Origin of the sequence: Candidatus Pantoea rara (genome assembly GCF_051136265.1) — a bacterium.
GTDB classification, from domain to species: Bacteria; Pseudomonadota; Gammaproteobacteria; order Enterobacterales; family Enterobacteriaceae; genus Pantoea; species Pantoea rara.
This window is the reverse complement of record NZ_CP194943.1, coordinates 442,711-455,093: the sequence shown is the minus strand read 5'-3', so window position 1 is coordinate 455,093 and position 12,383 is coordinate 442,711. Positions and strand designations below refer to the sequence as shown.

Genomic DNA, 12,383 nt, shown 5'->3' with positions numbered 1-12,383 from the left:
CACTAAAATGTGGTTAGTCGAAGACACCATTGATGACGGCGGTTACGATAGCGGTGCTTAGAGCAATAAGCACCAGGTCATCTCCTACGGCTCGCCACTCGTAGCCAGGATAATAGGGCAGTTCATTTATCATTGATGGAGGCAACGTTTTTTTGGCAATACCCGGAGGCAAAGGTTTACCACGAGCAACTTTTTTTGCTATTCCTGGCGGAAGGGACTGATAGCCAACCAGTCCATGATTGACGGCAAGATTACGCGCAAGAGAGAAGTTGATATCTGACTCAACGTGATCGGGTTGCCCATCGTGCTTACGATTTCCGTGTTTGTCTTTTGCGCCGGGATTACCCTGTTCTTTATTTCCATGCTCTCTGTTTTTACCGCTATTGCCCTGGTTGCCATTGCCCTGGCCGCCATTACCGTTGCCGTTTCCAGGGGTTGCATAAACGGGCTCAGCAAAAATTGTAAAAAATATAACCAACGCGATTGCTGATTTTAAAACAAGAGGTTTTAGCATGCTCTCTTTCCTTAGTTTTTTTCAGTGCGTGTATGAAATAAAAAACGAGGCGGCGATATTAACAGTTTTGTCTTTTTTAGATAAAAAGATCGTCACTATGTTAACTGTGCTTCCACTCTACTGTTTCTGTAGCAGTAGGGAAGTGTAATCTTATACTTTTGTTGCCACGGAATGAACGCGGAGTTAAGCAGCATTGCATTGATTAAATTCTCATTTCTTCATAGACATAATCATTCATTTGAATAACTTTGATACAGTAAGCCACTTTAGCGATATCGCGGTCCACAGAACGTTAATGAAAGCTCTGAAGCGCTACTGCACGCACGCTGTAGCGGATTCCAGTCGTGTTCATCCAACTGCGAAGAAAAACCTGGGCTGAACTTTGTTGTATGAGTTTACTGTAGATAAACGCATTACAAAAAATTTAGCGGTCGAAAAACACAACCTTATTAAGAATAATCTTAAAAGGGTGCAAAGGCAAGCTGTACGATATTTTCATATTCTGCATAAATTTCGCCCTCAACTCTTTGCTTATCAAAGAAAAAAATTGCTCATTAAACGAGCCGAAAGGTTTGGGTCATTATTGGTGTGCAGCTGCAGTTTATTGTTTATATTTGCGATTATCTGACATTGCTACGACGCTTATCTGTAATGTAAGGATGCGTTAAACAAGCTATAAAACATGACCCGTCATCAAAGCGGAACGGGTATTTTTGCGGAAAACCCACGACGTGTTGCGCAAGCGGAAAGTAGCGTGAAGTAAAGGAGGGAAGTGCAGCAGCGTGAATTTCACAAACAATCCAGAAAGACAGGTTTAAGCCGGTCGTAAAAGCGTATCAGGCCGTAGCGGAGGCAAAGCGCACGAAGGGAATGTGTGAAACCCGTTATTCATGCACGGCATCATGTTTAATTGAAAGTTGCGCTGCCCAATATGTGGCGCCTGCAATTTTCATTTCTTTGTTACCCAAATTTCTGCCACCTTTTTTGGTATTGCAATCTGAGTGGCTGGTTCAATACGTTGAGTGATCAAATAGATTATTTCGTTTCTGAGTTCTATCTGAGGCCGGTCAGATTTTTTCTGATATGCGCCTTATCCATGACATTCAGGAGTACAAAATGCAAATGAATAAAACCTTGAAAGGGCTGCTGGCTCTGTCAGCCGTCGTCACTGTATTTAGCACTTTCAGCGTACAGGCCCAGACCCAGACAAGCGCCCCACAGGGCGGTAACGCAGAGCAGACCATAGCGAATAATAAGCTCAGCGCGGGCGACGAAAAAGCGCTGAAAGATATGGCTCAGGCTAATATCAATGAAATTGCTGCCGCTAAAATTGCGTTAAATAAGGCTCAAAGCGCTGAAGTCAAAACGTTTGCACAAAAAATGGCCGGAGACCATGGTGACGCTTTGACGAAAGTTAAGGCAGTCGCTAAGCAAAAAGGCGTGACGCTCCCTACCGAGCCGGACACCAAACACAAAGCCATGGCCACTAAACTTGAAAAACAGAGCGGCGGCGCTTTTGACCGGATGTATATGGAAAACGCCGGCGTCAAGGACCATAAAATGGTGCTATCGACGCTGAAGAGTGACGCGATGAAAATCAAAGATCCGGATGTCAGGGCGCTGGCTGAAGCGCACACCCCTGTTGTAGAGCAACACCTTAAGTCTGCCGAACATATGGCGATGTAAGGCAGTTCGCCAGTTGTTAAATGAAGAGGTTTTCCGGTTAACACCCAACCCTGCTGACCGGACCCCTTTTGTTCTGCCTGGCTCAACACACTGTTTCGCCTGACTTACGTGGCTTTCAGGCTCGATTGTGATGGTCTGCCTGATACACTGATCGATTCTTTTATAGCGTTAAGGCAAATTAAACGGCAACAGATCGTGGATCGCTTAGCGCAATGTCTGTGCTTAACGGTCAGACTCTGACAGGCGTTGCCGGTATTTAGCCACTGTGGGTTTTATCACGCTTATTTTTGACCAGGCTTATTCCTGCATGTCGCCAGTATATCGTCCGACGCAACATATTCCCGGGTCTGAACGCCGGTGATACCCAGCAGGGTTGAAAACAGATTGTCCTGAGAATATTTTTGCGTGGTTGCTTGCTGGTTCAGACATCCATAGTCCACCGCATAACGCTGTTGGTAGTCGGGCGACAGCCAGATCAGCAGCGGCACACGGGTCTGGAATTCTGGTGCGATAGCATAGGGCAGGCCATGCAGATAAATACCTTTCTCGCCAAGTGACTCACCATGATCCGAAAGGTAAACCAGGCTGGTGGTAAACTTCTCCTGATGGGCTTTGAGTAACTCAATCGCTTTATCGACGATGTAATCCGCATACAGGATAGTATTGTCATAGGTATTAATCAGCTGGTCCTGCGAACACTCCTGAATCTGATTGGTTTCACAGGTGGGCGTATATTTGCCGAATGTCGGGGGATACCGATGATTGTAGGTCGGGCCGTGACTGCCAATTGTGTGCAGTACGATAACGCCATTGCCCTGAAGCTGGTTGATATACGCCTCCAGGCCATGGAAAAGCACTTCGTCATAGCACTCGCCCTTAATGCACATTCCCGGAAGATTCAGGGCAGTCATATCCTGATTAGGTACCCGATCACAGGCCCCTTTGCATCCCGCATCATTTTCATGCCACAAAACGCTCAGACCTGCCCGCTGAATCACATCCAGCAATCCTTCCTGATGGCTGGCCAGAGCATCATCATAATGTCTGCGCGGCATGTTGGAGAACATGCAGGGAACAGAGACAGCCGTAGAGGTACCACAGGAGGAGACGTCATGAAAATAAACAACGTCTTCTTCTGCCAGTAAGGGGTTGGTCGGTCGTGGATATCCGCCCAGAGAAAAATTGGCGGCACGAGATGTTTCACCCACCACCAGAATGGTCAGATTCTTTTTGGGGCCATTAAGCATGATCGGAAGTTGACGGGCATCTTCGCCTATTTTCACCAGCGGAAGATTGGCCCGCTCGCGGTGATTGTAGTAAGAGAGCGAGGCGGCAATGAAATTCGACGGACTCAGGGATTTCACCAGCTCGTGATTGTTACGAAACAGTGAGGCGTAATCCTTATAAAACAACATGGCTATGATGGCTATCAGTGCAACAGAAATCAACAGACTCACCGCGCGCTGAATCACGCCTTTCCATACCGGAACCGACTTTTTAAACGCAGGCCAGAAGGCCAGAGCAGCCATAAAAATACCGGTAAAAAATATCACCGCAATCATCTTTGGTGTCAGCAGCGCCATACTTTCTGCTGGCGTGGTATCCACCATATTGGTGATCATTGAGCGATCAAGGACGATGCCATAATGCTGAATAAAGTACTGAGCCGCAGCGGAGACAATGACAAACAGTGCAATGGTTATCCTGTCCAGCCACAAAAATGAGGCAAGCGTCAGCACAATATTAATGACGCAGAAAGCGACGATTGGCATGGAGAGGAAAAAAAGATATTTGCTAAGCCCGTTTATCTCTATAAGCGAGTAAGCCTGGCGGTAAAAGGCGAAATTGAGAAAAACAGAAATATAGAGTGAGAATAACAGGATGAATGTAATGCGGGGCAATACAGGCTGACTCATTCTGAAGCGTACCATAAAGGTATTCCGTAACCTTGAAGAAGTGGATCCAAAAAGATTGTTTTTAAAATTGATTAGTAAAAATTAATAAAAACTATGTGCCATATACCACAGATAGATGAAGCTCAGCACAGTAAATACTGAAATAGCCAAAGAAAAACATTCGCTTAATGAAAATTTGAGCATGGCGGGTGCCTGAAAGTTTGCGTATTCACATTAGCTAATGTGAAGCTAAAATGAACTTATTGCTACAGTTTGTGCGGTATATCTTGGGTTTTTGTGATCTTTATCTCATTAATTAAACTGAGGTCCTGAAATTGATTAGTGTGGCTGGGGGATTACAGAACAATTTGAGAGACGCTGAACGTCTGGTATCTGACAGGAATCTATAAAATAAAAAGAGTCAGCGCCCGTTCAGTCTATCCTCTGTAATATTAGCCCTGCGTCATACGCAATCGGCTTCATCAGAAAAGACTCAATCCGGGTAGAAAGCGAACGGGTCTCCCCGTCTGTTTTTACCAGGAACAGTTACACCTCTTTTCGTCCAGAAAAACGCTCTTTCATCAGAGAAAACGCAATGCCGATATCCAGCGCCGGTGAGGGTGGCATAAAACTGGCTTTTCCCAGCGACAACATATCCGCAATATGCGGGTTATCCTGCTTCATAATGAAATCTGCCAGCAGACTGCCTGCTACGGTCTGTTTAGAAACGCCAGCACCGTTACAGCCACCCGCCGTGCAAACAAATTTGTTCAGCATGCCCCATTCAGGCGCGCCGTTCCGCGTAACGCTGATGGTACCGGACCATGTGTGAGATAGCTTGACACTGCTCAGGGTCGGATAGACTTTATTAAATAAACGCTGATGCAGTTGAGTCGCCTGGTAAGTCTCGGCGTTACTCACCTGACCTTTAAGCGCGGGTATTACATGCTGGCGAATCAGGAAGCGGCGATCTGTTGTGAAACGGAAGGTTGCTCCGGCAATGGCATTGACAGGCGTCAGCCCCCAACTCTGCATAGGAGGAAGGGTCGCGAGTTGTTCATCTGTCAGTGGATCGGTCATGCTGGCAAACGTGGCCATAGCGGCCTGACGCGAGAGTCCCGGACGCAGCTCTGGCGAGAGTGCATTGGTAGCCAGCATCACTTTTGGTGTTTTGATCACGCCAAATGGCGTCAGCACTTCAGCCACGCTGCCATAACGAATACCCAGTACTGGCGTATTATCGTAACGTTGAACATTTTCAGGTAAATAATGGTTCAGGCCGGCAATCAGCTGCGCCGGATTAACCAATACGCAACCTGGCGTGAATATTCCTTTGCTGTAAAAGCGCGTGCCGAGTTTAGGGTACAGCTCTTCGCTGCTTAACATCTGCCACGACTCATTCATTAAATCGAGATGGCTGGCGTACGCTTTCAAAACACGATCGTTGCTATTCGCGGCCTGACAGTGATATTTACCGACCTGTTCCCAGTCGCACTGAAGATCATGCTGTGAAATAATCTGCTCCAGCTGACGAATGCCTTCCTGTAGCAAATTCCGGTAGGCGTTAGCCTTTTTTAATTCAGCGGTAGAGCTGCCAATATTATGAGGCAGGCCGATAACGAAACCAGAATTCCGTGCCGATGCGCTTTCCCGCATGCAGTGCGCCTCTACGATGATGATTTTCAGGGTGGGATTAATTTCAGCCAGGCGGCGGGCAAAGGCAACACCGGCAAATCCCGCACCGACAATGACCCAGTCGGCAGTAATATCCCCCCGCAACATGGGCTGCGGCGGAAAACACCGCTCACCCGCAGGCCAGCCCAGTTGATTTTGATTGAATGGTATTGATGCGTAGCGCAATTCCCTGTGCCTTATCTGAAAAATAAAGCCATTTTATAAATGAAAGCAGGATGGCTTTACCAGCGGTAACCTGACCATTGTTGATTTCAGACAAGTATAATTCTGGTGGAGAATTATTACTCAACAGGTAAAGAGGGGCGGACGCGTAAAGATCTTTGCAGGGCGTCAAAGCATTCTGTTGATTTCAGGCACTATCTGCATTGTTGCTTCTTCGATACTTCCTTCATTGCGACATAAAAACCAGCCATGGCTGACAACTTCCTGCTCAAAAGCACGGGTACAGGCGACATGTTCTTCCAGGCGGTGGATCACCGTACTTCCCAGCCCCCGCGAACGTACTGCGGCTCGTTCCCATGAAACCTCTGGTGCCGTGACCACCCCGACATGCAGATCTGGTGCTCGCACGTTGTGCTCTATATTTAGCTGCACTATCTCCGCGAAAGGCACCATTCGTCGAAATGCGGCATCCGACGGATACCAGCGATCCATCAGAATAATGCAGTTCTCGGGCTGCTTAGTGAGTACGTTCTGTGAAATCCAGGCACGGCTTAAAGCAAAGCGTTCACAAATCTCCCGTTCCAGATCGACGGAGGGATCTCTGGCAAGTCGGTTGACCAGCGTCATGGATTCCGCCCTGAAGGGATCGCTTTTTTGCTCGCTAATTCGGATCACCTTCCTGTTATCTGCTCTTAGCACTTGCGTAATGGACTCCAGCAGGGTGGTTTTACCGGTTCCCTTGGGCCCATCCAGAGTCACAAAAAGCTGACGACTCATGATCCCGATGACAAGGGAGTCGGGGAGTTTATATAGCGGGTACTTGCCAAAAGCATGTTTTTTACCTGATAAAGCTGAGCTTACGTCGTTCGCTGAGGCCGTATAAGCGCATGGATTGAGATCAGTACGGTGTAGTTTAAGGGACGCGTCAATAAAACGGAAAAAATCCCGCGAGTGTCTGTCTCTGTTTTATCTATTCAAATCCACGCCTTCATTTGAAGTAACGCGATGTTAAAGGAAACCTCCAGCACAGGCTGGAGTCTGGTGAGCAATACACGTCTCGATTATGCTCATAGCGCCTCTTTAGATTGCTTCTATTAATCCTGTGAAAGGTGGCTTTGATGTCTGACGAAAAGTAAACCAAACTGGAGACCGCTTTAAAACTGGCGGCCGATCATCCAGCAGAACGACCTGAATTTTACCGGGTACTTTTGGCGTCATCGCTTTACCTCCCTTGTACTTCTGGACGGGAAGTGGGTGAGGGTAGGCCGAACTGAAGGCGGGTGAGAATATATCAATTCAGCGTTGGGAAAAACCTGATGGCACGCCAGTCAGTCCGGTATTCAGTTCGCAGCGAAGAGAGCCGGGGGTTTGGACTTCTGGTTAATGAATTGCCAGCGACGTACAGGATTTTAAATACCGCGCGCGGAACAAAGCAAAAATTCATTCAGACCCTTAAGCATCCCGTACCCTTAAGGCTGAATCACCTTACCCTGCTCATCAAGCAGATCCGTCAGGAGTGCCGTGCCATCGCTCCCCACCCGGAATGCTCCAAAACGGGCCTGCGCAAAACGCTCGCCATGACCTTCCTGAAAGAAATACGCGTTAGTGCCGACGGTCAGCGAACCATTATGTTGATGGTATTTCACCCGCAGCTGATTTGGTTGCAGAGGTTCACCCTGATCAAATCGGGCCTGAGTCGCATGACGCTGTGCATCGAGATCAACAATCAGTGTTCCGCTGGTGGGCAGGCATGGCGCTGACAGTATCGCACCGCAGGCCTCAGCCTGTTGATACAACGTCAACTCCAGAGGGCGGGTAAGGGCATAATTCAGTGCCATGTAGTCGCCCTGCATCAGGGATCGTGGGTCAACCGGGGCAAGAGGTAAAATCATGACCGCGCCTTGCTTCAGCAGCTGCTCTTTTTGCCAGATGCTGACATTGACGGCTATCAGCGCCAGCACTATTACCGCGGCTGCCAGCCATCGGCTCTGTTTACGCATTCTCACGGGCACCTCCAATCTGTGCAGGTAATACTTTTTTGACTTCCCATGCCAGCCCCAGTAAAACCAGACCGCCCACCAGCAGCAGCAGGGATTTCTGCAACAGCGTCACTTCCAGGAAGTAATACCAGCCAATGACATACAGCACCATAAAACCGCTACTGACCACCAGCAATCCCGGACTTCCCTGATAACGCGCCATCAGAATCAGCCACAAGCCCAGCCCGATACCCGGTGCGAAAAGAGCGGCAGCACCGCAGATCAGGGCCGCGGGCAGTGTGATTATCGAAAACAGCGGCTGGCCGTTCCTTCTCTGACTGAGCACACTCAGCATTAAACCTGCCGCGATCCCTGTGCCCATAGCAGACTGAAGCGTAGCAAACTGCGCAGCGGACCAGAACAAATCCGTGATAAACGCCGCGTTTATTCCCAGGAAACTCAGCATCATCAGACCAGCCGGAATGCCATACAGCAGGGGAGGTACCGCGTCAGCATACGGCCCAGCCTGTAACCTCAGTTGATGGCTGACAATCCCTAGCCACAGAAATATGACCGCCGCCACCAGTATGGAAACAGCAAGGTGACCCGCCGTCGGCGACAGGGTCAGCCGGGCCAGTGAATAGCCCGCCAGAACCAGAAAAAAGGTCATGGCCGTGATGGCCATAAAACGGTAGGTGCGGTCAGGCATCGACACGGCCATCACGGCAAGAATCGGCAAGGCACACAATGAACCTAGCATCATAAAGCTGAAGTCACTGCTCTGGATTTGCAGCAGAACGCCGAAGATTAGCCCGCACGTTGCCGCAATAGCCCACGCCAGCCCGAGGTGATGTTTACCATCACGCTCATTGCGTAACAGGCCTCGCGCAATGACGGCGAGCAGCAGTGAAGGAAGAATAAGTGTGGCAGAATTCGGATCGTCGAGTAAGTCAGCGGCATAGAGCACCAGCGCCATCAGTAACAGAATGATGATGGCTGCGATCCAGCCTCCGACACTCAGCGCGAGCCTCAGATACCAGGGCAGATCCGATGCGTGACCGCGTTGCTTAATTTCCTCAATCTGTGAGGCGCTCAGCAAACCCTGCTGACGCAAGGTGCTTGTCAGTGAGGTCAGCCTGGCAGAAACCAGATCGATTGGCCCCTTTTCAGCCAGTTTGCGTTGCCAGTTCAGCAGGATAGAACCATTTACCAATACCCAGAAAATCATCAGTGCACCGGTCAGAAACAGGTCACCCGTATCATAGACCAGCAGGAATAGCTGCATGATCAGCGCGCAGCCCACAACGGTCAGACTGGCAACACCCAGCGTCAGCATGCAAAGGTCCACGTAGCGATAACGGTACAGGTAATAGCCTGCCAGCAGGGTGATCATCCAGCTGACCGTAACAGACGTAACGTGGTTAGCCCCTTCCCAGTCAGAAAGATTTCCGGCCACGATGGTGGTCATCAGCAACAGTAAAAATCCTGCCATGACGCGTGAGAACCAGCGGCTTGCCAGCCAGTTCTCAGGGTGATGCGTAATCGCCCGCCAGGCCAGCGCTTCCCGGACAATCAGGCAGGCTGCCAGCAGCGCCAGATAGCTGTGAAGCACAGCCGTCGGGATCCGGGTAACGTTGTCAGAGACAGCGAGATCCAGCAGTGACGCGGGTAACGTGGTGTAATAGAGCTGAAACCCCAGGTTAGCGACCAGCCAGCTGCAAAACCACAGGCTGTTTTGCCGGGCAATCAGCGCCAGCGGCAAAAGAACGCATAACCAGGCCCTGAAGAGCTCCCAGCTGTCAGCTCCGGTCTGGTAAATCTGCCCGTAGAGTGCAAACAGGGCGCCGAACCCTAAACCTGCCGCCAGCAATGCGCTGCGAGCCAGCGTGCTATACCATCGCCACCAGACCAATACCGAGAGCGCGACGATCAGCAGTTCAGCCAGGGCAAATTTCGCCATCTTCGGCAGCCAGACCCAGTTCCAGGCAATAAAGAACACCGCGCCAGCAACCAGTGACAGTAAGCCCAGAAAGCAAAGCACCGGGATAAGAAACTGACGCCACTGATTATCTGACGGCCTGATACCACAGAAAGTATAGATACGCTGGCATGTCTCCGGTGTAAGGCTTCCGGCTTTCACCAGTTCAGCGATCTGACGGCAAAGATACGCTGCCGTCCGTGACGGCATTCCGGTTATGCCATCGGGTGCAATCTCCCTCATACTTTCCCTGCCTCTGTTTGCGGTGTGACTTTGATGATGACGTTAACCACTGCTTTTCCCTGTGATCAATCCATGAGTTGCTCTGCTGAGCAGCAGATAAGTTTGCTGCACAAATGTAAACATCTTTTCCGGGATATAACAGCGTAAATCAAAGGAGAGGGGGAACTCTGCGAGATCCATTGCATGCTTATGATCATGAGTATCGCTGACCAGAAACATCTGCGTTTACCGATGTAAGAATCCGGACCGTTGTGTCTGAACAGACTGTTTCACCCTGCTTCAGTCATGGCGAATTAATCCATCTCGTAGCAGCCCATGTTTCCCAAAGATTTCATTTTTCTGTCATTTTTATTCTTTACGCTCGTAGCTTCTCTTTATGGATATAAAAATATGAAAATAAAAACTATTTCTCTGGTTATTGGTTGCGCGCTCTCTTCATCAGCATTAGCGGCACAGCCAAAGGTCGAACACTATATCGTCAGTTTTCCAGAAGGAACGCACGTAAGCTACAACGGTGCCTTCGCCAGCGCGTTTCCCCAGGGTTTGCCAGTGGGTATTGGCTCGGGTTTGCTGTTTACCGGCAGGCAGGGAAATGCGCTGACCTTCGCGACTGTCACCGATCGCGGACCGAATGCCGACTCGCCTGGCGTTGGTAAACAGGAATCAAAAATCTTCGTCACGCCAGATTTCGCGCCACTGTTGATGAACATTCGGGTGCAGAACGGCAAAGCCGAGGCCACGGATGCCCGACCGTTGCATGACGATAAGGGCAACATTAACGGATTGCCGTTGCAGGATGGCGTCATTGGAGCAACCAATGAAATCGCATTAAGCGATACGCTGAAAGTCCTGCAGGGTGATAACCGCGGTCTGGATACAGAAGGTATTGCGCCGGATGGGAAGGGCGGATACTGGCTGTGCGATGAGTATGGCCCGTTCCTGATTAACGTTGATGAGCACGGTAAAATTCTGGCGATGCATGGGCCTCAGGCAGCCGACGGTGAAAAATCTATCGCGGGCGGTCTGCCGAACATACTTAAATGGCGTCAGCCTAATCGTGGCTTTGAGGGGATCACCCGGATGCCGGATGGGCGTATCATCGCTGCGGTGCAGAGCACGCTGGATATCGACGGTAAAAGTAAAAAGCAGGCGCGCTTTACACGGCTGGTTAGCTTCGATCCAGCGACCGGAAAAACCGCGATGTATGGCTATCCTGTTGACAGCGAGGCTTACAGTAAAAACAGTGACGCAAAAATTGGCGATATCGTGGCGCTCGACAATCAGCAACTCCTGCTGATAGAGCAGGGCACCGACAAAAACGACGCGATGCGCAACCTTATCTATAAGGTGAATCTGAGCGAGGCTACCGAGCTTTCCGCATTTGATAAGCCTGGCGAGTATCCGGAGTTTGACGACGAGAAAACGCTGGCGAAGCGCGGTATTAAGCTCGCAGCGAAATCGCTGGTGGTCGATTTACGTCAACTCGGCTGGCAGCAGGAAAAGGCCGAAGGGCTGGCATTGATCGACAATAAAATGCTGGCGGTCACCAATGATAACGACTTCGGTGTGAAAGCAGTCATTCAAAATCCGGTTGAAGGTAAGAAGCGCAAGGATTATCGGGTGACGGATCACGGAACACTGACGATAGATGATAAGCCAGTCCCAACGACTATTGGCCTGAAGCCGCTGAAGAAACCTGAGGTGGACAGCGAGTTGTGGGTAATAACACTGGCGGAACCGCTTAAATAAACGATCTCCCTAAACCGGGCTGTGTCCCTTAATTGCATCACCTGCTGTTAAAGAGCCGGATGCAGCAGCCCGAGTTTAACACCGGCAGATATTTCCCGGCTGTTTTGTCAAAGGTGTGGCAGTCCGCTACTCCTTTTACCCTCCAAACGTTTCTCTGATGCTTTACGGTGTTAATCTTCACGGGCGAATCCTGAGCGCTGGCCTAAACAGAGTAAGTTGCAATTGCGAGCGCACTACGGCCATCCGTGAACCTGATGGCACCAGAAAAGTGGTCGTTTGCTGATCGTGCATTTAGTCAGCTCAATTTCTCCTGTTAATGATGCTTCCTTCGTTATGTATCCCCCCGCTTATCAGCGTATGAAGATGAAAAATTTTGAAAACGGCGTTCGTTCAGAAATTTTCAAAAGGGTAATGCCTGCAATTGCCATTCTGGAAATAATGTTATTTTTCATTGAGTTGAACTGTAATCGTGATGGCTATTA

9 protein-coding genes are annotated in these 12,383 nt (G+C 49.6%); 2 read left to right on the top strand and 7 right to left on the bottom strand.

The window, feature by feature from the left end:
* Positions 1-13: 13 nt before the first annotated feature.
* Entirely contained in the window at positions 14-514 is a 501-nt protein-coding gene (locus ACR8BF_RS20600; protein WP_434746063.1) for an anti-virulence regulator CigR family protein, read from the bottom strand.
* A gap of 1,116 nt (positions 515-1,630) precedes the next feature.
* On the opposite strand from ACR8BF_RS20600, the gene ACR8BF_RS20595 reads away from it, so the two are divergent.
* A complete protein-coding gene (locus tag ACR8BF_RS20595) occupies positions 1,631-2,200 on the top strand; it encodes a DUF4142 domain-containing protein (RefSeq protein WP_434746062.1) in 570 nt (189 codons plus the stop codon).
* A gap of 281 nt (positions 2,201-2,481) precedes the next feature.
* Here the strand turns inward: ACR8BF_RS20595 and eptA are convergent, their stop codons facing one another.
* From eptA to ACR8BF_RS20565, 6 genes are all read right to left on the bottom strand, one after another.
* Positions 2,482-4,131, bottom strand: coding sequence for a phosphoethanolamine transferase EptA (gene eptA / locus ACR8BF_RS20590; protein WP_434746061.1), 1,650 nt, complete (start codon positions 4,129-4,131; stop codon positions 2,482-2,484).
* 510 nt (positions 4,132-4,641) lie between these two features.
* Positions 4,642-5,955, bottom strand: a complete 1,314-nt coding sequence (locus ACR8BF_RS20585) for an NAD(P)/FAD-dependent oxidoreductase (protein ID WP_434746060.1) — start codon at positions 5,953-5,955, stop codon at positions 4,642-4,644.
* Positions 5,900-6,049 (bottom strand): hypothetical protein, encoded by a 150-nt coding sequence (locus ACR8BF_RS20580; RefSeq protein WP_434746222.1) that lies wholly within the window; start codon positions 6,047-6,049, stop codon positions 5,900-5,902. Before ACR8BF_RS20580 ends, ACR8BF_RS20585 begins: the two co-directional genes overlap by 56 nt.
* A gap of 71 nt (positions 6,050-6,120) precedes the next feature.
* Positions 6,121-6,729 (bottom strand): dTMP kinase, encoded by a 609-nt coding sequence (locus ACR8BF_RS20575; RefSeq protein ID WP_434746059.1) that lies wholly within the window; start codon positions 6,727-6,729, stop codon positions 6,121-6,123.
* A gap of 692 nt (positions 6,730-7,421) precedes the next feature.
* Positions 7,422-7,952, bottom strand: coding sequence for a GDYXXLXY domain-containing protein (locus ACR8BF_RS20570; RefSeq protein WP_434746058.1), 531 nt, complete (start codon positions 7,950-7,952; stop codon positions 7,422-7,424).
* On the bottom strand, positions 7,945-10,152 hold the full coding sequence (locus ACR8BF_RS20565; RefSeq protein ID WP_434746057.1) for a DUF4401 domain-containing protein: 2,208 nt from the start codon (positions 10,150-10,152) through the stop codon (positions 7,945-7,947). The genes ACR8BF_RS20570 and ACR8BF_RS20565 overlap by 8 nt, the downstream gene beginning before the upstream one ends.
* Positions 10,153-10,542: 390 nt before the next feature.
* On the opposite strand from ACR8BF_RS20565, the gene ACR8BF_RS20560 reads away from it, so the two are divergent.
* Positions 10,543-11,901, top strand: coding sequence for an esterase-like activity of phytase family protein (locus ACR8BF_RS20560; RefSeq protein WP_434746056.1), 1,359 nt, complete (start codon positions 10,543-10,545; stop codon positions 11,899-11,901).
* Positions 11,902-12,383 lie beyond the last annotated feature (482 nt).

Coding starts and splice junctions, on each gene's coding strand:
- ACR8BF_RS20600 (WP_434746063.1), bottom strand. CDS start 514: ATGCTAAAACCTCTTGTTTTAAAATCAGCAATCGCGTTGGTTATATTT.
- ACR8BF_RS20595 (WP_434746062.1), top strand. CDS start 1,631: ATGCAAATGAATAAAACCTTGAAAGGGCTGCTGGCTCTGTCAGCCGTC.
- eptA (WP_434746061.1), bottom strand. CDS start 4,131: ATGGTACGCTTCAGAATGAGTCAGCCTGTATTGCCCCGCATTACATTC.
- ACR8BF_RS20575 (WP_434746059.1), bottom strand. CDS start 6,729: ATGAGTCGTCAGCTTTTTGTGACTCTGGATGGGCCCAAGGGAACCGGT.
- ACR8BF_RS20570 (WP_434746058.1), bottom strand. CDS start 7,952: ATGCGTAAACAGAGCCGATGGCTGGCAGCCGCGGTAATAGTGCTGGCG.
- ACR8BF_RS20565 (WP_434746057.1), bottom strand. CDS start 10,152: ATGAGGGAGATTGCACCCGATGGCATAACCGGAATGCCGTCACGGACG.
- ACR8BF_RS20560 (WP_434746056.1), top strand. CDS start 10,543: ATGAAAATAAAAACTATTTCTCTGGTTATTGGTTGCGCGCTCTCTTCA.